Annotated in this window: 19 protein-coding genes and 1 pseudogene; 18 read left to right on the top strand and 2 right to left on the bottom strand. The window is 39.3% G+C overall.

Annotation, left to right across the window (positions count from 1 at the left end; all coding sequences use genetic code 11):
* The first annotated feature begins 13 nt into the window (after nucleotides 1–13).
* From RCP16_RS13720 to RCP16_RS13675, 10 genes and pseudogenes are all read left to right on the top strand, one after another.
* Nucleotides 14–658: a LysM peptidoglycan-binding domain-containing protein gene (locus RCP16_RS13720; protein ID WP_308640539.1), complete on the top strand. Its 645-nt coding sequence runs from the start codon at nucleotides 14–16 to the stop codon at nucleotides 656–658.
* Nucleotides 655–1,635 (top strand): XkdQ/YqbQ family protein, encoded by a 981-nt coding sequence (locus RCP16_RS13715; protein ID WP_308640538.1) that lies wholly within the window; start codon nucleotides 655–657, stop codon nucleotides 1,633–1,635. Before RCP16_RS13720 ends, RCP16_RS13715 begins: the two co-directional genes overlap by 4 nt.
* A 31-nt stretch (nucleotides 1,636–1,666) precedes the next feature.
* Nucleotides 1,667–2,038 carry a hypothetical protein gene (locus tag RCP16_RS13710; protein ID WP_308642486.1) on the top strand — a complete coding sequence of 124 codons (372 nt, stop codon included), beginning with the start codon at nucleotides 1,667–1,669 and terminating at the stop codon, nucleotides 2,036–2,038.
* Nucleotides 2,031–2,489 (top strand): DUF2634 domain-containing protein, encoded by a 459-nt coding sequence (locus RCP16_RS13705; RefSeq protein ID WP_308640537.1) that lies wholly within the window; start codon nucleotides 2,031–2,033, stop codon nucleotides 2,487–2,489. Before RCP16_RS13710 ends, RCP16_RS13705 begins: the two co-directional genes overlap by 8 nt.
* Nucleotide 2,490: 1 nt before the next feature.
* Nucleotides 2,491–3,630 carry a baseplate J/gp47 family protein gene (locus RCP16_RS13700; protein WP_308640536.1) on the top strand — a complete coding sequence of 380 codons (1,140 nt, stop codon included), beginning with the start codon at nucleotides 2,491–2,493 and terminating at the stop codon, nucleotides 3,628–3,630.
* The gene (locus tag RCP16_RS13695; protein ID WP_308640535.1) at nucleotides 3,623–4,210 is read left to right on the top strand and encodes a YmfQ family protein; all 588 of its coding nucleotides are present in this window, start codon (nucleotides 3,623–3,625) and stop codon (nucleotides 4,208–4,210) included. Before RCP16_RS13700 ends, RCP16_RS13695 begins: the two co-directional genes overlap by 8 nt.
* The gene (locus RCP16_RS22565) at nucleotides 4,210–5,322 is read left to right on the top strand and encodes a tail fiber protein (protein ID WP_308640534.1); all 1,113 of its coding nucleotides are present in this window, start codon (nucleotides 4,210–4,212) and stop codon (nucleotides 5,320–5,322) included. The genes RCP16_RS13695 and RCP16_RS22565 overlap by 1 nt, the downstream gene beginning before the upstream one ends.
* Before the next feature lie 157 nt (nucleotides 5,323–5,479).
* Nucleotides 5,480–5,920: pseudogene (locus RCP16_RS13685) on the top strand (phage holin family protein); the annotation flags it as partial.
* A 322-nt stretch (nucleotides 5,921–6,242) separates the two neighbouring features.
* Complete coding sequence (locus tag RCP16_RS13680) at nucleotides 6,243–7,208, top strand: glycoside hydrolase family 25 protein (RefSeq protein ID WP_308640533.1); 966 nt, start codon at nucleotides 6,243–6,245, stop codon at nucleotides 7,206–7,208.
* Between the two features lie 107 nt (nucleotides 7,209–7,315).
* Nucleotides 7,316–7,591: a holin gene (locus RCP16_RS13675; protein ID WP_069326162.1), complete on the top strand. Its 276-nt coding sequence runs from the start codon at nucleotides 7,316–7,318 to the stop codon at nucleotides 7,589–7,591.
* A gap of 363 nt (nucleotides 7,592–7,954) precedes the next feature.
* Here the strand turns inward: RCP16_RS13675 and RCP16_RS13670 are convergent, their stop codons facing one another.
* A complete protein-coding gene (locus RCP16_RS13670) occupies nucleotides 7,955–9,811 on the bottom strand; it encodes a 5'-nucleotidase C-terminal domain-containing protein (RefSeq protein WP_308640532.1) in 1,857 nt (618 codons plus the stop codon).
* Between the two features lie 483 nt (nucleotides 9,812–10,294).
* Here RCP16_RS13670 and RCP16_RS13665 point away from each other — a divergent pair, with 483 nt between their 5' ends.
* From RCP16_RS13665 to RCP16_RS13645, 5 genes are all read left to right on the top strand, one after another.
* The gene (locus tag RCP16_RS13665; protein WP_308642485.1) at nucleotides 10,295–11,914 is read left to right on the top strand and encodes an ABC transporter substrate-binding protein; all 1,620 of its coding nucleotides are present in this window, start codon (nucleotides 10,295–10,297) and stop codon (nucleotides 11,912–11,914) included.
* Nucleotides 11,915–11,937: 23 nt separating this feature from the next.
* Nucleotides 11,938–12,942: an ABC transporter permease gene (locus RCP16_RS13660; protein WP_069326159.1), complete on the top strand. Its 1,005-nt coding sequence runs from the start codon at nucleotides 11,938–11,940 to the stop codon at nucleotides 12,940–12,942.
* Between the two features lie 11 nt (nucleotides 12,943–12,953).
* Nucleotides 12,954–13,847 carry an ABC transporter permease gene (locus RCP16_RS13655; protein ID WP_069326158.1) on the top strand — a complete coding sequence of 298 codons (894 nt, stop codon included), beginning with the start codon at nucleotides 12,954–12,956 and terminating at the stop codon, nucleotides 13,845–13,847.
* A 280-nt stretch (nucleotides 13,848–14,127) separates the two neighbouring features.
* Nucleotides 14,128–15,540, top strand: coding sequence for a deoxyguanosinetriphosphate triphosphohydrolase family protein (locus tag RCP16_RS13650; RefSeq protein WP_137220937.1), 1,413 nt, complete (start codon nucleotides 14,128–14,130; stop codon nucleotides 15,538–15,540).
* A gap of 59 nt (nucleotides 15,541–15,599) precedes the next feature.
* On the top strand, nucleotides 15,600–16,547 hold the full coding sequence (locus RCP16_RS13645; protein ID WP_308640531.1) for an MsnO8 family LLM class oxidoreductase: 948 nt from the start codon (nucleotides 15,600–15,602) through the stop codon (nucleotides 16,545–16,547).
* 142 nt (nucleotides 16,548–16,689) lie between these two features.
* On the opposite strand, the gene RCP16_RS13640 is transcribed toward RCP16_RS13645, so the two are convergent.
* On the bottom strand, nucleotides 16,690–17,643 hold the full coding sequence (locus RCP16_RS13640; protein ID WP_308640530.1) for a D-2-hydroxyacid dehydrogenase: 954 nt from the start codon (nucleotides 17,641–17,643) through the stop codon (nucleotides 16,690–16,692).
* Between the two features lie 203 nt (nucleotides 17,644–17,846).
* On the opposite strand from RCP16_RS13640, the gene thpR reads away from it, so the two are divergent.
* From thpR to RCP16_RS13625, 3 genes are all read left to right on the top strand, one after another.
* A complete protein-coding gene (thpR, locus tag RCP16_RS13635; RefSeq protein WP_308640529.1) occupies nucleotides 17,847–18,419 on the top strand; it encodes an RNA 2',3'-cyclic phosphodiesterase in 573 nt (190 codons plus the stop codon).
* Nucleotides 18,420–18,695: 276 nt separating this feature from the next.
* A complete protein-coding gene (locus RCP16_RS13630; protein WP_137220931.1) occupies nucleotides 18,696–19,544 on the top strand; it encodes a cell wall hydrolase in 849 nt (282 codons plus the stop codon).
* 135 nt (nucleotides 19,545–19,679) lie between these two features.
* Nucleotides 19,680–20,366 carry a metal-dependent hydrolase gene (locus RCP16_RS13625; protein WP_069326196.1) on the top strand — a complete coding sequence of 229 codons (687 nt, stop codon included), beginning with the start codon at nucleotides 19,680–19,682 and terminating at the stop codon, nucleotides 20,364–20,366.
* The last annotated feature ends 242 nt before the right edge of the window (nucleotides 20,367–20,608 follow it).

Genomic DNA, 20,608 nt, shown 5'->3' with positions numbered 1-20,608 from the left:
AAGGAGGAGAGACATGGATATCTATCTCATTGATGGAACACGTAACTTTTTTCATTTTCCTGTTAATCCAGAAGAGCTTAGCATTTCCCGTTCTAAAGGATACGAGACGATCACTATGCTAGAATATGGCGAATTTGATTTTGCACAAGGCGATAAGATCAAGGAGATCAGTTTTTCATCCTTTTTCCCAAAAGATTATGATGCTTCTTATTGTCGTTATTCGAATCTACCGACTCCACAAGCAGCAACAAATTCGTTAAATCGCTTTCTAGTATCGAAACGTCCGGCACAGTTGGTGATTACAGAAACAGGAGTGAATGTTCCTGTATATCTTATTTCGTACAACACTTCGTTTCGTGGTGGAGAGCCGGATGATATTTCATTTGATATTACTTTTCGTACATGGCGAGATGCTAAAGTACAACAAAAGAAAACGAGTAACAACGGTAAAACAACAAGTAAATCAGGTTCACGTACAGATCTAAAAACTAACAACAAAACGTATACTGTCAAATCCGGTGATTCTCTCTCCAAAATTGCCAAGCTTGAACTTGGAGATAGTTCAAAATGGAATACGATTTATAAATTAAATACAAAATTGATCGGTAGCAATCCCAATCAGATTAAACCCGGGCAAAAGCTGGTGATGCCCACATGAGTTACAAAGTAATGATTAAAGATAAGTATGATGTCACATCTTTAGTAGAAACGATTAGTTTACGCGATTCTTTGGATCAAGTAGCTTATCAAGCAAGTATTCGATTAGCTGTTTCTTCTACGGTGGGATTACCGACGATCGCACCGGGAATGGATATTCGCATCAGTGGAATCCCATTTGCACAGAAAAATTTTCATCCTCTTTTGCCAGGGGTTATCTGGGAAGTTGAAAGTTCGAATAGTGGAACTAAACGCTTATCCATGACAGTCTATGATCGAATGATCTATTTAGAAAAGTCAGAAGATGAATACCTTTTACCCAAAGATCAGACAGCGAGTCAGCGTTTGAAAAAGTATGCAACAGACTGGAAAATCACATTAGGTAAAGTTCCAGATACGAAAGAAAAATTAGGTAAAGCGGTATATCGTTCACAAACCATTTTTTCGATGGTATTTGCAGATCTTAAAGAAACCTCTAAATCTGGTGGAGCGATGTATCATCCGCGTATGACGAGTAATGGTCTGGAATTATTTGAATTAGGAAGTAACAGTGAGGTTCATATATTGGATCATCTGATTGACCTTACTCAAATGCGTACACTTGAAGGAGCAGTAACAAAAGTGAAAATTGTAGCCGCAGCTGAAGCAGGAAGCGGTCAAGAAGTTCCTTCTAAAGTACGTGCTGTAGAAGCAAAAGGCACAGAAGAATTGGGAACATTACAAAAGTTAATGGAAGACGATCAAGTCAAAACCGCAGCAGCAGCTAAAAAATTAGCAAAAAGTTATCTGACAGGAGTACAGCAGACATTTACAGTAACTGCACCGGATATTAATACCATACGTGCGGGAGATGCTGTGATGCTGAAAGGAATGAAGCTTCTTGTTACTGCTGTGAGTCATGATCTAGGCAATCCTGGAACGATGACACTTGATCTAGCAACTGTAGAAGCGGTCAAAAGGAGGTTTTATCTTGAGTAAAAAAGATCCTTACGGACAATTCGCAGAAGTGATGCGCTCCACCATGTCCAAGCATACGCAACAAGCGACAAGTGGTCTAGGTGCAGTACTTGGAACGATGACGGGCTCTGGTGTAAAGCTAGATGATTTCAAACATGAAATTCAAGATTATATGATCGCTGAATTGCCAGGGATGTTCGAAATGCCTGAACGTACTGAGGTAGGACGCACTTACCCTTTAGGTCAAGGTGGTAACGGTGGAACAGCAACGAAAAGTGATTTTGTGTTCGATAAAGTCGAAGTCGAAGAAACGGTACTGCATTTAAACAAAGGTCTTAAAGCGGGTGATCGGGTGCTAGCGCTTCGTGTAAATAGTGGTAATGACGTTGTTATCGTATGCAAGGTGGTGAGTGGCAATGGCTAACCTTTTTCCTGATACCGATGCTTTTATCTGGGGAGATGAGTCAGATACAACTGCAATAGAAAGTACAGAAGTCATATTCGGCAAAAGTTGGCGTTACGACTATGATGCGGGTGAATTTGTGCTTACCCCTAGTGGGAAAGTAGCTATTGCTGATGAAAAAGAAGCATGGGTGCAATGGTGCCATAAAGCTATTTTGACCCCTCGTTATCGTCATGTGATCTACTCTCGTGATTACGGAAGTGAATTAGAAGAATTAGTAGGTCAAGGATACGGGCATGCGATCATGGAGAGTGAGATTACTCGCATGGTTACTGAAACGTTGTTGACCGATGAACGCACAGAAAGTGTAGATCAGTTTACTTTCAAATGGGTAGACGATCAATGTGTATTTACCTGCCGGATTACAAGCGTACAGGAAGATACGCAAATTTTAGAAAGTGAGGTGATCTAACTTGGCAGAACTTCCTATGTATTTGACGGAGCAAACCGAAGAAAATATTATGCAGCGCATGCTGGAGCGAGTACCTTCTGATCTAGACAAATCGGAAGGTTCTTTTATTTGGGATGCAGAAGCGCCTGTTGCTTTTATGTTATCTGAAGCTGCGATCTGGGCACAAGAATTATTGCGCCGTGGATTCGCAAGCACAGTTGCAAGTACAGATGACAATTTCCGTTCAGATGAATTGGATTTGCGGGCAGCAGAACATGGCGTGACTCGTAGAGAAGCGGTAGCTGCATCTGGCGTAGTTGTATTTACCGGTGAAGTCGGTAAATCGATCCCTACAGGTACAGTTGTTGCTACACCAGCCGATGAAAATTCAGGCGAAGCCTCATTGGAATATGAGACGACTGTAGCTGGTATTTTAGATAGCACAGGCAAAGCCACCGTGCCTGTTCGTGCAATCGTTGCAGGCAAAGCAAGCAATGTACCTACAGGTATTATTACGATTGTATCGACTTCGCTTAATGGTGTTACTGGTGTAACGAATACCGTAGAGATCAAAGGTGGAGCAGATATTGAATCAGACACCTCTTTGCTAGAACGGTTTTATGCGAAAGTGCGTAATCAAGGCACAAGCGGAAATAAAGCGCAATATATGCAATGGGCTGGTGAAATTGCTGGAGTAGGCGGAGCACGAGTAATTCCATTATGGAAAGGCCCGGGAACCGTAGGTATTTATATTTTGGACACAGACAAACGTGCAGCGAATGCAGATATCGTATCCAAAGTGCAAAAGTATATCGATCCTACACAAGATGGACAAGGCGAAGGAACTGCTCCAGCGGGTCCAATTATTACGATAATGCCTGCTGAAGAAGTACCTATGAATATTGATGTTACATTAACACTGGCTAGCAATGCGTCAGTAGCAGAAGTCCAAGCATTGATTCAGCAAGGAGTAAAAGCTTATCTCAAACAGTTGGCATTTGCGGATTCACTTGTACGTTATACACGAATTGCTGCGATCTTACTCGATATTCCGCCGATTATCGACTACGCCGAATTAAAGGTAAATGGTACTAGTGACAAAAATATTGAAATGAGTGCGAATCAAGTAGCCGTACTTGGGACGGTGACTGTTCATGAGTAATGTGTCTGGTCGTGCTCTGTTTCCTTTTTCTAGTGTAAAAGGAGTGGAGTTATTTTCTTATCTGCCTGCTTATTATGAGACCTCACGTGTTATGCGATCTGATATGGATACTAAAGGGCATGAAATGGATGATTTTTACCAAGCCCTTGAAGAAACATTTCAACAGTTTTTTGTACGGACAGCTACATGGGGATTGGTTCGATGGGAAACAGAGCTAGCGATTGAATCAGATCTGAACAAGCCATTGGAGCAACGCCGTGCAGTCGTTGAGTCTAAGCTACGAGGTGGCGGTAAGTTTTCAGGAAAATTGGTCAAGAATGTCGCTGAGGCATATGACGGAGGAAAAGTAGCTGTTACTTTTCAACCACAAGAGTGGAATTTTACGATTAAGTTTATCGATACTATTGGTATTCCACCTAATTTGGATGATCTTAAAGCAGTGATCGAAGAGATCAAACCTGCTCATCTATCTGTAGAGTATGAATTTAGTTATTTGTTAATAAGAGATATTCATGGCGTGAAAACATTAAAAGAAATGGATAATCTACCGTTATCCAAATTTGCAGGAGGTGTCGTGTAATGGCAAGTAATACGCCTAATTTAAGTTTGTTGAAAAAAGACCCGTTGACTGATGGTAATGAAACATTTAATATCCAGACGATGATGAATGATAACTGGGATAAAATTGATACAGCTGTCAAAAAAGTACAAGATGATGTAGCCAATATTGATCCAGATATTCCAGATGCTAGCACTACTACAAAAGGAATTGTACAGTTAACCAGTGCTACAAACAGTACAAGTGAAACATTGGCTGCTACAGCTAAAGCTGTTAAGACAGTCTCGGATAATTCATTTTCAAAAACAGGTGGTACTGTTTCTGGTGATATCTCTGTTTCAGGTAAATCAGTATTAGCTGGACCTGTTGATTTTCGAAATGGAATCGATGGTTCAGGAGATATCAAAACTACTGGTGGCATTAGAACAAACGGAACGGGTAATTTCACTGCGAAGTTATTTGTTAGTAGTGGCGACAATAATGGACAGCCTAGTTTGAGTTTGAGTATAGGCGATAATGATACTGGTTTTAACCATATTCGCGATGGATATGTAGATTTTGTAGCAAATGGAAGAACAGTGGCATTTATGAATGAAGTAGGTAGATTCTGTGTACGTGGTGATGGTGATGATTATTATGATGTAGCAAGAGATATTATAAATTTAAAGCAATCTGTCAGTAATGGTAAATCAGTAATTGCATCAGCAATTACTGACAGAGGTCTTAACACACCAGCTGATGCAATTTTTTCTACAATGTCTAACAATATACGCAATATACCAGCGAGAATTGTAGACGGTAATTTTAATACACAGTATGTAGAAATATCTCGGGAGAGCGGTGCTACTGTTCTAACTTACAATTTTCCTGATATTAATTTCACTCCTAAAGCAGTCTCAGTTATTATTGGTACAAGGTATACTTACAATAATGGACAATCTGTTTTATATGGTGATATGAATCCTGTAACACTGGATACAAGTAATGCATTTAGTGCTAGTGTTAATGGAGCAAGTGTTTCAACAACTATCTCTGGATCGCAAGTCACATTTAGATTTTTTAGACAGACTTCGGGAGCTTATTCTGCTGGTGTTATGTATGCACAAATCAAAAATTTCAGAGTTATAGGTTGAAATTTAACGATACAGTAAGATAAAAATATTATTTTTAATAATTAACTACTTTGTAAAAGAATCTTAAATCTTTTCCCAAAGCCTCCGGCATTACGCCTGGAGGCTCTTTTTTAGCCTAATGAAGCAACATACTACACAATAACAGGAGGAAAGGTCCATGGGTGGGGAGGTTGAAGCCATTGTCAAATCGGTATCGACTGGTGCGGGGGCCATGATCGGGTACTTTTTCGGGGAGTGGAGTGTAATGATCAATCTACTATTGATGCTTGTCATCGTCGATTGGGTAACAGGATGGGCAGCTGCATGGATTAATGGAGAGTTAAAAAGCCGAACAGGTTATAGAGGGATCGCTCGCAAAGTCGCTATTTTCGTGATGGTTACGATCGCTCATTTTATCGATAAAGCGGTAGGGGATCTGCATTATTTTCAAGATGCGGTTATCTTTTTCTATTTAGCGAATGAATTGTTATCTGTGATCGAAAATATGGGACGGATGGGTGTTCCAATGCCTAAAGTATTACGTCATGCTGTGAAAATATTCGAATCGCACAGTGGAGAAGATGAACCCAATGAAGATACTAATTCTTCTTTGAATCGTTCTAACCCTTCAACAACTATCAACTCTACAACCAATAGACAGATTGAGCCTGACATAAATGGAAATGTAGAGCCTAACGATTCGCACAATGACCCATCTCATCCAACAGCAGATGATAAGCCAAAGCAAGATGAAGATACAACCGTTACTGACGAACTGTCTCCAATGACACAAACTGAACGAGATCAGCAATTTGTACGTAAAGAAAACACGTTAGAAAATTTCATCTTTCCAGAGTGATATTATTGCTCATCGTAATCTATAAAGAACATGAGTCTCGCACCAAATCGAATCGCAAATAAAGCTGAAAGAAGGTGAATCTATGCAACCCAAAACACCTGATGGTGCGCAGGGGATTGATGTATCTCACTGGCAAGGAAGCATCGACTGGAACAAAGTCAAAGTGGATGGGAAACATTATGCGTTTATCAAAGCAACAGAAGGTACCCGGAATAAAGATGCTAAATTCATTTTTAATATCAAAGGTGCTAAAGCTGCTGGATTGTTAGTAGGAGCTTACCATTTTTTGAATGCTACCAGTCCAGCAGTAGCCAGACAAGAAGCGAACCATTTTGTGCAAAGACTACAAGAGATCGGTGGAGCCAACGTATTGGATTTCCCGCCTGTACTCGACTATGAGAACAATCCGGGTCGACTGGATAAAAGTACGATTAGCGCTATTGCTAGAGCTTTTTTGGAAGAGGTAGAGCGCTTAATAGAGATCAAACCTATGATCTATACAGGTAATGCTTTTGCGGCTAACTTTGATACCTCACTGAGCTCATATTCGTTGTGGATCGCAAGATATAGCACCACACGAATTCCAGATGATTGTACTGCATGGAAGTCATGGGATTTTTGGCAATATTCTGATTCTGGATATGTTAGAGGCATCGGTGGTAATGTCGATCTCAATATTTACAAAGGAACACTAGCCCAATTGATCTCTACGTATGGCAAAAAGCCAGAAGAAAAACCAACCGACAAAGGAGATGAACCGATGACAGCCGAAGAGAAAAAAGCATTTCAAGCTTTAGAAGCTACAGTCAAAGCACAAGCTGAACGCATTGCTGCATTAACAGACAGTCGGGATTTACTCAAAACCAGTATTAACAAAGTAGATACTCGTATTCAACGTATCGAACAAACGCAAAAAATGGATATCCCTACATGGGCAAAAGAAGCAGTAAGTAGCGCATTAGCTACAGGTGTTATTCAAGATCCAGAAGGCGGTAGTTACGACTTTTATCGCTTGTTAACTGTATTGCATCGCAAAGGTCTGATTTAATACCCTCTGCGTAATATGAATATTTCTATTCATGAATAGCTATAAACAAATAAACAAAATAAAAATGATATTAATAAACTTTTTGAGAAATAGAAAGGAGAATAACGATGGAAGAATTAAATATTGTTTTAGCCTTTGCATCTACTTTATCTCTGATCATCTTGGCACTTGTACAAGCACTCAAAACAGCAGTAGCTATTCCTAAAAATCTAATTCCAGTGATTGGCATTGTGATCGGTGTAGGTATTGGCGCGGCAGCGTATCCGTTTACAGAATTGGGATTAGTTCCTCGTCTATGGGCAGGTGGACTTGCTGGTTTATCTGCAACCGGATTATTTGAATTAGCTTTTAATCCGAAAGTAGGAACCAGTAAAAGCATCTAATAGTGTAATGTACAGATTCTATGATTTTTAAAATGTATGTAGACACAGTAAAAAGATCCTTGGTATATCACTATATTGGTAAGTGAGTACTACCTATCTAGTTTACGATATAAAAAGCATGTCTAGATCTAGAAGAGAATGAAACGATGGAAGCTATTCGACTCATTGTTGAATATTACTGCTATGCATACTATTTCTTATTTTTCTAAATGGATAACAAAAAAAGGATCTGGAATAATCCAGATCCTTTTTAATTTGAAAGTTACCACATTTACGTTGAAAGCTACCAAAGTGCATGATGGAATAACTTCTTTATTTACATATATCCGATGACTCTTATAGCATCTTTATGAACAGATTAGCTTAAGATGCAGCTGTTGCAGTCATAGCAGGTAATTGAAGTTTTTGACCTGGATAAATCCAGTGTGCATTCGTAAGGTCGTTAAGATCACGTAAAACTTTCCAAGTTGTACCATGATCTAAAGCGATTGAATACAATGTATCTCCCGCTTTAACAACATAAACATCGCTTGCTGCTGGAACCGGTTTGGTAGGAACTGGTTTTACAGGCGTTGCTGGTTTAGTTGTAGATGGTTTAGCAGGAACTGGCTTCGCTGGAGTTGCTGGCTTAGTAGCTGCATCTTTAGCAGGCATTGCTGCTTCGCTAATTCGTCCATCTGTTTTAATATTGACTTTGCCCAAAGACTGCATGTATTCGATCAATGCTTCGTCTAATGAACCGTAAATACCTGTTTGTGCTTTTCCTTTGAACATCGTGTATTCGTCTCCGCCTACAGCCATAAAGTCGTTGGTTGCTAGACTATACGTAGCTTTCAAATCAAGTGGTTTACCAGCTACAGTGACAGAGTGGACACGATCGCCTTTTTCTTTCGCTGTATCAATTTTGTAAGTCATACCTGAGACTTGAGTAAATGCGCCTTTTTCGTTCGGGAAATCGCTAGCACCGTTATTCAATGCTGCTAATAGTTCAGCACCGGTTACATTGATCGAAACGATTAGGTTACCAAAAGGAAGAACAGTGATCACATCACCTTTGGTCACTTTACCGGCTGCGATTGAAGCACGGATACCACCACCGTTAGTAATCGCTACATCTGTACCCGCTGTTTTGCGCATAGCATCTGTTAACAGATCACCAAGATTCGTTTCACCTGCACGAACTTGAGTACGCTCACCGTCTAATTTGACAGAAGATTCAGCAACCGTTTCTTCAAGGATCGACTTTTGTGATTCTTGAATAGAACTTACAAGTGCTGCTACTTTAGGATCTGGAGTAACATTTGCTGCTGCTTTTTCGTCTAATACATAAGCTTGTTTCTTCGTGACTTTACCACCATCTACCCATAGATCGATAACACCCATATGTTCACCGTATTCGCCTGTACTTGCGATCAGTGTTCCATTTTCGGTTTGACCATTTTCAAGCAAAGTATGGCTATGGCCATCGATAAATACATCAATACCTGGCACTTCTTTAACTACTTTCAAGCTTGTGTCTGTACTGGATTGGTCCATACCTAAATGTCCCAAAGCCACAATCACATCCACTTTACCTTGTAGTTCAGCTACCATTTTTTTAGCAGCTACCGCAGGATCAGTAAATTCAACATCCGTTACATTTTTAGGATTTGTTTTGTAAGCTGTTTCAGGCGTTTCTAATCCGAAAATACCAATTTTGACTCCGTCCAATTCACGGATAATATAAGGTTCGAATGGAGAAGTTCCATCTTTTTCAACAATGTTAGAAGAAATGATAGGGAAGTTCGCCATTTTGGAAAGTTCTAGCAAACGATCATAACCATAATCAAATTCATGATTACCCGGCTCCATTGCAGCATAACCCATAAGGTTCATCGTTTGAATAACGCTTTCACCTTTAACCAGTGTTGCAAAAGAAGTACCATGAATCTGATCTCCGTCATCTAACAACAACGTATTCGGATTCGCTTCGCGATACAGATTAGCAATTCCTGAAAGTTTGGCGTATCCCATATAAGGAGTAGCCTCTGTAGCATGAGCATGAACATCATTCGTATGTAAGAGAGTGATATGCTTCCCAGTACCAGCATCTTGCTGTACCTGTTGATTAATACCTTCTACCGTAAGTGATGAAGGTACAGCCGCAGACATGATGCTTGAAAAGCTCAAAGTCAGCAATGCTGACGCAGCTATTGATAAAACCGTTTTCTTTTTTAACATATGAATAATATGCCTCCCTTTTGATTGTATTCTACTTATTCTATCAGCTAATTGTTAACAGTGTCACTAGGTTTCCATAAACTATTTGTAAAAAATATAATAAAAGTTAGTTAATATGACATTATGTATATAAATGTAGTCACAGCAAAGGAAATTAGAAATTTAAAATCAAAGTATATTGCGAGAACAAAAGAAAATAGAACTCAAATAAAAGAAACATCCATATAATAAAACCGCAATAAATCGATATTACTGTCGTATGATGTAGCCTTTTGTAACAAATAAACGTTTTATGTGAAAAAACATTGCCAAACAAGTAACAATGATGTAAATTAAGTTCAACCTGTGGTCAATTCCAATTTTAGCCATCATTCTCAAAATACATATACAAGAGAATATGTTGGATAAAAAGGATTGAGTACGTATCCATGATTTTCCAATTCAGAAGGGAGTTTGTTGCTTGTGAAAAAGGGATTATTGTTAATGTTTACGTTGATGCTTACGTCTATTTTATTGTTGGCAGGTTGTACCGGAAACAAATCAGCTACAACAGCACCAGAAGCAAATGGAACAGAAGAAACCGCTGCTACAGGAGGCGGAACATTAATTGTAGGTCGTGGTGGAGATTCAGCCGCACTCGATCCAGCCATTGTTACTGATGGCGAATCGCTTAAGATTGCACAACAGGTATTTGATACACTATTAGATTACAAAGAAGGAACAACTGAAGTGATGCCATCTCTCGCAGAAAGTTGGACGATTTCAGAGGATGCTTTAACGTATACTTTTAAATTGCGTGAAGGTGTCAAATTCCATGACGGTACTGATTTTAATGCAGATGCTGTTGTGTTTAACTTCGAACGTTGGAGTGACACAAAAAGTAAATATAAATTCGAAGGCGATTCCTTCGATTATTATGATTCCATGTTTGGACCGGAAGAAGAGCGCGTTATTGCAAGCGTAACCGCAACTGATCCAACAACGGTTGTATTCAAATTAAACAAACCTCAAGCTCCATTTCTCCAAAATCTAGCGATGACTTGTTTTGGGATTGCAAGTCCTAAAGCGATTGAAGATGAAAAAGAAAACTTCAAATCCAATCCAGTCGGTACAGGCCCATTTGTATTTAAAGAATGGAAACGTAGCGATTCAATCACACTCGACAAAAATCCTAACTACTGGCAAGAAGGATTGCCAAAAATGGATCAAGTCATTATCCGCTCTATTCCCGATAACACTGCTCGTTACAATGCCCTTCAAAACGGCGAAATTGATATGATGGAAGATTTAAGTCCAGATGATTTAGCAAGCTTGGAAGCCAATCCAGCTCTTCAAAAAATCAATCGTCCACCATTCAATGTTGCTTATCTCGGTTTTAATACAACCAAAAAACCATTTGATGATCCTAAAGTGCGTGTAGCACTAAATCATGCTGTTGATAAACAAGGTCTAATTGATGCGTTCTTCGCAGGACAAGCAGAACCAGCTGTCAATCCAATCCCACCTACATTATGGGGATACAACAAATCAGTAGAAGATTATCCATATGATTTAGCCAAAGCGAAGCAATTGCTAGCTGATGCAGGCTACCCGAATGGAATTGAGCAAGAATTAACATTTTATGCAATGCCTGTACCACGTCCGTATATGCCAGATGGACGTAAAGTAGCAGAAGTCATTCAAGCAAGCTTTGAACAAATTGGTGTCAAAGTGAAAATTGAATCTCCAGAATGGGCAACGTATCTGGAAGATTTGAAAAATGGTACTAAAGACGATCTATTTATTATTGGTTGGACAGGTGATAACGGTGACCCTGATAATTTCTTCTATCCATTACTTGATAAAGATTCTATTGGTGGTAACAACTACAGTCAATATGATAGTAAAGAATTCCATGACTTGGTCGTTAAAGCTCAACAAGAGACCGATCAAGCTGAGCGTAGTAAGTTGTATGAACAAGCTCAAGTCATTGTGAAAAAAGATGCACCATGGGTTCCATTGGTACATTCTACACCGCTACTCGCAGCTAAGGCTGAATTGAAAGGTTATGTACCTTCACCAACCGGCTCAGAAGCATACACCAATGTGTATATCGAACAATAAAAGCATGGTAGGTGATCAACGACATGGGTTCTTACATTTTGAAGCGTCTGATTGTACTGATTCCAGTATTGTTAGGAATGACTATTATTGTATTTTCGATTATCCATGCGATTCCAGGTGATCCAGCAGATACAATTCTAGGTGAAAAAGCGACAGAGCAATCTAAGCAAGCTTTGCGTGAACAGTTAGGATTAGATCGTCCGTGGTTAGAACAGTATTTCGCTTATTTAGGTGATTTACTGACAGGTGATCTAGGAAGTTCGATCCGCACGAAGGAGCCTATTTCGCAAGAAATAGGTCCTTACCTAGCGGCAACGATGGAATTGACGGTAGCTAGTATGTTATTTGCTATCGTTATCGGGGTAAATGCAGGAATTGTCAGTGCTTGGAGACATAATTCATGGTTCGATTATATTTGTATGATTATTGCTCTTGTAGGTGTATCGATGCCGATTTTCTGGCTAGGCTTAATGGAGCAATGGATTTTTGCAAATAAACTGCATTGGTTACCTTCTATTGGGCGGCTCAATGTACGTGAACCGTTAGAAGCTGTGACAGGATTCTATGTGATTGACGCTATTATTTCAGGGCAGACTTCGCAGTTATGGACAGTCATTAAGCATCTTGTTTTACCTTCAATAGCACTCGGAACGATTCCGATGGCAGTGATTGCACGGATGACACGTTCCAGTATGTTAGAAGTAATGCAATCTGATTATATCCGTACAGCCAAAGCCAAAGGATTATCTCAATTTTATGTCGTTTATCGACATGGGTTGAAAAATGCGTTTATTCCAGTCCTGACCGTTATCGGTCTTCAGACAGGAGCACTTCTGGGTGGAGCCGTATTGACTGAGACTATTTTCGCTTGGCCAGGCGTAGGCAGATATATTTATGAAGCAATTAGCAATCGTGATTATCCGGTAATCCAATCAGGCATTTTAATTATTGCTATCATTTTTGTTGTTATTAATCTGCTGGTGGATCTGCTGTATGCCTTATTTGATCCACGTATCCAGTACAAGTAAGAGGTGATTAGATGACACAAGCATCCCTGAATACCGGATCAGGTGGCAACGTCAAAGAAGTAAAGTCTGGTCCCTGGCGTGATGGTATACGTTCATTTATGCGTAACAAAACAGCCGTGGTCGGATTCGCAATTGTAGTGTTCTTTATTATACTGGCTTTACTTGCGCCGCTTATTTCGCCTTACGATTACAAAGCACAGGTATTGTCTGAACGTCTGCAAGCTCCATCCGCTACACACTGGTTTGGCACAGACGATTTAGGCAGAGATATTTTGACCCGTACACTGTATGGAGCACGTATTTCATTATGGGTTGGTTTTGTATCGGTGATCGGTTCTATTATTATCGGTACTTTTTTAGGGATACTGGCTGGATTTTATGGTCGCTGGGTAGATATGATTATCTCGCGTGTGTTCGATATCTTGCTCGCTTTTCCAGCTATTTTATTAGCTATTGCGATTGTAGCTATATTAGGACCTTCTTTGCAAAATGCGCTTTATGCGATCGCTATCGTCAATATTCCGACTTATGGTCGGTTGGTACGATCGCGTGTGCTTTCATTACGGCAAGAAGAATTTATTACAGCTGCTCGAGCGACAGGTGTTCGAGATGCACGGATTTTGTTTAGACATATTTTGCCGAACAGTCTAACACCGATTATTGTACAAGGTACTCTAGGTGTAGCGACAGCGATTATAGAAGCCGCAGGATTAGGCTTTCTAGGAATGGGTGCGCAACCGCCCGAACCCGAATGGGGCAAAATGCTATCCGATTCACGTCAGTTTATTCAGACGGCTCCGTGGACTGTTATTTTTCCAGGGGTATCGATTTTGCTGACTTCTCTTGGATTCAATCTTATGGGCGATGGATTACGGGATACATTTGATCCACGAATGAAGCGTTAATCTTGAGCTAACTGTATAAAAGGAAAAGAAGATATACGAACCGTTTGTAGGCTCGTGTATCTTCTTTTTTGATTATAAATAGAGAAGTGCTAAATTTTTTCTTCTATAATATACTGTCATTTTGTATCGTATATTTTTCAGTGTAAAATGGGTATAAATAGTTTACGATCTAGATAGACATGGATTCGCAACCGTGCTTTACTTTGATAAGTGAGCAAAAATGTGTATAATCACTCCAACCATGTATAGACAATCGATATAGAGATATAGGAGAAACCATATGGAAAATAATTTGAAATCGATGCGTGAACATCGTCAATACACTGAAGACAAACATGAAGCTTCCAGAGAAGCATACGAACGTGATTATTCGCGTCTGATCCATTCACCTACTTTTCGCCGTTTACAAGGAAAATCACAGGTGTTTGGAGCAGGTACCGGTGATTATTACCGTACACGATTAACGCATTCTTTGGAAGTAGCGCAGATTGCAAGACAAGCCGCCAAAAGTCTGCTTAGTCGTTATCCTGAAATTGATGAATCGGCTGCCAGTAATCCAGGTCTGATTATTCATCCTGAAGTGGTCGAGTGCGCTTCGATCGCTCATGATTTTGGACATCCTCCGTTTGGGCACAAAGGAGAAGAAGTACTGGAAAGCATTTTAGAAAATTTAATTACAGAGAAAACGCAAAAAGCGTTGAAGGGCAAAAAAGTAACGCCTGCTGAACGTGAAGCTGTGCGTCAGCAAATGCGAGAGAAATATGAACATTTTGAAGGCAATGCACATAATTTTCGTTTGATTATGTTTTTGGAAAAGCGTGAAAACTTAGATGGGCTTAATCTGTGTGATGCAGTACTACTTGGAATTAATAAATATCCGTATACCGGTATTGTTAACAAAAAAGGGCTGTATCATCGGGAATGGCAATATATAAATGAGATTCGTCAACAATGGCAAATTCCTGATCGCAAAATTACACTGGAAGCGCAATTGATGGATTTGTGTGATGATATTGCTTATTCTGCTCATGATCTAGAAGATGGGATCAAAGCAGGCAAGATTGAAGTGCATGAACATTTTATGCATGATCCGTATACGCACAAATTAATTATTGAAAAAATTATGACACTTGAAGATCGCTTCTGGTTAGGATGGAGTCGTGAAAGTATAGCGGCTAAAGTGGATGAAGTGCTTACAGCTTATTTGCGTATTTGGCGTGAAAAACTTCCTGTCTGTGATCATGATTTTTCCCGTACTCGTCGCGAAGTGAAGGCGTACTGGGTCAGTCATTTTGTCAGTCATCTAGGTGTAATTGATGATGGAGATTGGAAAAAGGTAACTTTTATCAACGATCAATCAGAAGATGAAGATCTGTTACGAACTGTAAGTGTACTCAAAAGTTTTGCATGGGTGACAATGATTCGTGATCTACGGGTACAACGATTGCAAAAACGCAGTGAATGGATTATTCGCCGCTTGTGGGATGCTTTTCTGGATCAAGAATCGTCCGTTTCGATTATTCCTTCCGATTGGTTACAACGATTTGAACGTGATCAATTAAGTCCTAACCCGGTATGGACATGGGAACGAATGGTCATTGATTATATTGCGGGAATGACTGATGCTTTTGCTGAGAAAATTTATAATGAATTGTATGGGCTCAAAGTGGGTTCGATATACGATCTTGATTAAATCGTATTCTGTCTACCGAAGCATATATATAGAAGAAACATCATAGAAGAGGTGAGACCATGAAAGCAATATCCCTTGGTATTCTAGATATGTCACCTGTATTAGAAGGCGTATCGGTTGAAGAAGCTTTACAACAATCTGTACGATTAGCAAAAATGGCAGAAGAACAAGGTTATGAGCGATTCTGGTTATCTGAGCATCATGATATGGCTGGACTTGCTTGTACAGCACCTGAAATTATGATTACTTATATAGGAGCACATACGTCTACAATACGTCTGGGTTCTGGAGGTGTATTATTACCTCATTACAGTGCACTCAAAATCGCAGAAACGTTTCGGATGTTATCTGCGCTTTATCCGGGAAGAATCGATCTGGGTATTGGACGTGCACCGGGAGGATCAGCCCATGCATCGATTGCGCTAAGTGGTAATTATTTAGCGCATGTTTCCCAGATGCCTTCATTAATGCAAGACCTTACTCAATTATTGCAAAATAACTATGAGATTGAAGGCGGACAAGTTCAGGCAAGACCGATTCCTGCGCAAGAGCCAGAATGTTGGTTACTGGGCACGAATATTAAAAGTGCAGGTTTGGCTGCTGAATATGGAACAGGATATGTTTTTGGATATTTTATGAGTGATAATGATGGTCAAAAAGCGATACAACATTATCTTGATCAATATCAATCTACCTCATTGCAATCTCATCCTAAAGTCATGATGGCGATATCTGTTATTTGCGCAGATACGCAAACAGAAGCAGAGCAATTATATGAGAATTGGAAAAGTAATTCGCAAGCACAGGGAGGAAGTACCGAAGAATCCCCATCTCCTATTGTAGCGAGCACCGAAAATATTATTCAGCAACTTCAACAATTACAGACGGAATATAAGGCGGATGAACTATTAGTGATTTGTCCATTACAGACCTATGATCAACGTATCGGCGTGTATCAAAAAATTGCTGAAGCGAATCAATCGGTATCTTCATTTTTAGCACAATAAACTACTAAAACTGGAAATTATCATAGGGAACAATGTGATGCGATCAATTGAATAAATAATCGAACCGTTGAATAAATGTTACTTTTTCACACACAAAAAAGACTCGTTCCTGAGTAAAGGACGAGTCTTTTTGTTATTTTATTTAATACTTTTTACCATAATCAACCAGATTAACAGGAAGAGTCTGATTTTCTTGATATGATTTTAAATTGGTTAAAAAGATATCTAAAACACGTTCTGTATAATGTTCATTACTGCCAGCAATATGAGGAGTAATAATGACTTGTTCCATATTCCATAACACATGATCTTCAGGCAAAGGTTCTGGATCGAACACATCAAGTCCAGCGCCTGCAATCACTTTTTCTTCCAAAGCATGAACCAATGCATCGGTGTCCACTGTAGAACCACGCCCGACATTAATAAAAATAGCATTTTTCTTCATCGCTGCAAAACGTTCTTGATTGAACAATTGCTGCGTCTCATCGGTTAGTGGCAAAATATTCACCACATAATCAGCTTCAGCAAGAGCGGTATCTAATTTATCCATTGTATACATCTGTTTAATATATTCTGTTGCTTCACCAGAACGCCGAACACCGATTGTATGCATACCGAATGCTTGAGCAAGTCGAGCTGTTTCTTGTCCGATATTACCAACACCTACAATAGCGATCGACTTTCCTTTGAGTTCAGTAAATGTTCCACTGGTATCCCATGTCTGTTTACTTTGCTGACGAATAGCTTGATGAAAGTTGCGAGAAAATGCAAGCATGTATCCAAAAATCTGTTCGGAGATAGGAACGGTATGTACACCATTCGCACTGGTCAACTGCACTTGTTTATGATGCAATTTTTCTAAAGGCATATTATCTACACCGGCTGACCATGTTTGAATCCATTTAACCGGACAGTCCTCCGCTAGAATATAATCGGCTAACTTTTTAGACCATCCTACAATAATTTCTGCATCTTTAAAAAGAGAGGCATCGGCTTGTTTAGCAGGAACTGCTTTTAATTGGTATTGGGGTGCTGTGGATTGAATCTGTTGTTGTTGAGCTTCATCTAGTTCTTGTAGAAATAGAATAGTAGACATCGTATTCCCTCCCTGAGTGATCAAGCTGATCGATCTATGACCTTTTTAAATCATATCAAATAATAACCCGCACACCAAATCAGAAACTACGCATTACTGTAGTGTTTTGCAGATTTGGAGCAATTGGTGTATACTAGGTGGAAGTAATGATAGAACGTGTGTTCGTTAATAAGAAGGTTTGAATCAAGGAGGTGATATGAATCATGGGTACACAATTAGGACAAGAACGTATTTTTGTTGCTTTGCGAGTAGGTCAAGAAGCATCAGAATCGTTAAGTCATTGGAGTGCTTCTATACGTGAGACATATCATTTTCGTAAATGGACACATCCACAAGACTTACATATCACGATTCAGTTTTTAGGTGATGTGTGGGAAGAAGAAATAGAAACAATAAAGTATGCACTTTATCAGGTCGCCAAGCAGAATCATTCCTTTGCTTTGCAGTTAGGATCATTAGATACATTTGGTCTGATCGAAGCGCCCAAAGTATGGTGGGTACAGCCTGAAGGTGATCTTCAATCTTTGGATCATCTACAAAGTGAAATTGGGCACACTTGTACAGCATTAGGGTATTCTCCGGAAGATCGTCCGTATCGTCCGCATATTACAATCGCTCGTAAGTACAAAGGTGAGGTTCCTTTTTCAGAGCTGGAACATTCTTTTGAATTGCCGTCACTTTCATGGCAAGTTACAGAGATTGTATTGTGCAAAATACGAGTAGGATCTCAACCGACTTATGAAAATTTAGCAACATTTCCGTTGTTGACCAAGTAACCTATACCTAATATTGCTTATTTGTCAATTTGACAAAAGATAAGTAACTATACTACTATACGTTCTGCTGCAATTTTGTAGTTGAAGGCGGGATGGAAATCGAATTTTCATAGAGCTGAAAATTCAAAATTAGGTTAGTCACTTCGACTTGTAATCGAATATTCGAGTGAATCATAAAATGACAAAATGATTCAAAATTTGATCGTTGGTGTATTCAAATGAAATCGGATAGGTTACATAGAGGATGGAGTAAGCTAACAATATTGGAGGAAAAAAATGGAGTTTATTAAACGCAATCAGTGGATTACGCCGTTGCTAGGCGTGCTTTTTATATTTGTAATGTCTATGCCTTTCTGGATGGATAACCGTACAACCCAAGAAGAAACATTTACCGAGTTGCCTATGTGGGGAACTAAGCCTGTAGTAGCTTCTGCATCTACACTAGAAGCAAGGACAAATATAAATTTTGTCACCTGGAATAATACCCATACCAAAAAAGTCGTTAAACAAGTCAAAGCAGAAACTGTGGCCGCTCAAGCAAAAGTGACAAAAGCTAAAAAAGTAGCAGAGCAAGCCAAAATAAAAACAGCCCATGCAAAAATTAAAGCAGCGAACGCACGTTCAGCCAAAGCGAAAGCATCGTCAGGCATTGTAACGGCAAGTTCGTCTATTAATCATTCAACTCCAACCCACTTATACTTTACTCGGACCGAGCTACTTAACCAGAAGGAGAAATCCGAAGCAACCTGGACCTACGCGCTGTCTAGTAAAGATCGGCTACTGTTAGAACGTATTGTTATGGCAGAAGCTGAAGGCGAACCGTACGAAGGCAAAGTGGCAGTTGCTAACGTTGTCTTGAATCGGCTACGGTCAGCTAATTTTCCCAAAACTATCAAAGATGTTATTTATCAAAGATACCAGTTTTCGCCTGTAAACAACGGTAGATTTGATCGTGTTCAGCCTAATGCTGACTCTGTTAAAGCAGTAAGTGAAGCTCTATCCGGTCATAAACAAGTGCCTGATGATACGTATTATTTTGTATCTTTATCTCTAGCAACTGACGATACGATTGAACGTACACGTACCAAAGTGGTGCAAATAGGGCATCATACTTTTTTTAAATAAAACCACGAAATGTGCTGGTTTGTTTTATTTTGCTCTTTTCTAGTTTATAAGAAGTAGAGGAATTATACTTTCATGTATGAGAATGATAAGATCAATTCTGAAGCATATGAATCTATTTCGGAGGTGCATTTATTTATGAAAATCACATATTATGGTCAGTCTTGTTTACTGGTTGAACACGATGGGAAAACAGTTATTATTGACCCTTTTCTTTCAGGTAATCCGCATGTAAATGTTTCTCCAAAAGATATTAAAGTGGATGCGATTATTTTGACTCATGGTCATGGTGATCATTTTGGAGATACAGTAGAAATCGCTAATAACAACAATTGCCCTGTGATTGCAGTCGTAGAATTGGCTCAATACACAGCAAGCAAAGGTGTTGAACATACAGTAGGAATGAACCTGGGGGGTAGCAAACAATTCGATGGGTTCAAAGTGAAGTACACGTTGGCATTCCATTCTTCCTCGATTGAAGAAGGCGGTCAAAATATTTATCTTGGAGAGCCTGCCGGTATTTTGTTAACAATGGGTGACAAGACGTTGTACCATGCAGGAGATACAGCGCTATTCGGAGATATGAAGTTAATCGGCGAATTGAATCATATTGATGTGGCTGCATTGCCAATCGGAGATTTCTTTACGATGGGACCTGAAGATGCTCTTCTTGCTGCTAAATGGATCAAAGCGAATCAAGTGATTCCGATCCACTACAATACATTCCCGCCGATTGAGCAGGATGCTCATGCCTTTGCAACAGAGTTGCAACGGGATAATATCAAAGGATTACCACTAGAGATTGGTGAAAGTGTAGAGATTTAAGTAACGTCTACATGTTAACTTTGTAATAAAAGAATGAATCTTTAGATAAATAGTATAAACCCGTATCCAAATCGAAAGCCTACCTTTACTATAAAAGGGTAGGCTTTATTTTTTATCAAAAAGAATAAAATAATGAATCTACATATATATTAAATATTAATTTTAATGTATAATAATACACTATATTATTAAGTAGCTTATACGATACGTTATTGCACTAATGCTTTGACGCAAAATAATAT

This window comes from Paenibacillus nuruki (assembly GCF_963311185.1).
Taxonomy (GTDB): domain Bacteria; phylum Bacillota; class Bacilli; order Paenibacillales; family Paenibacillaceae; genus Saccharibacillus; species Saccharibacillus nuruki.
Note: the sequence above shows the minus strand (reverse complement) of the source record. Positions and strands in the feature narration are given on the sequence as shown.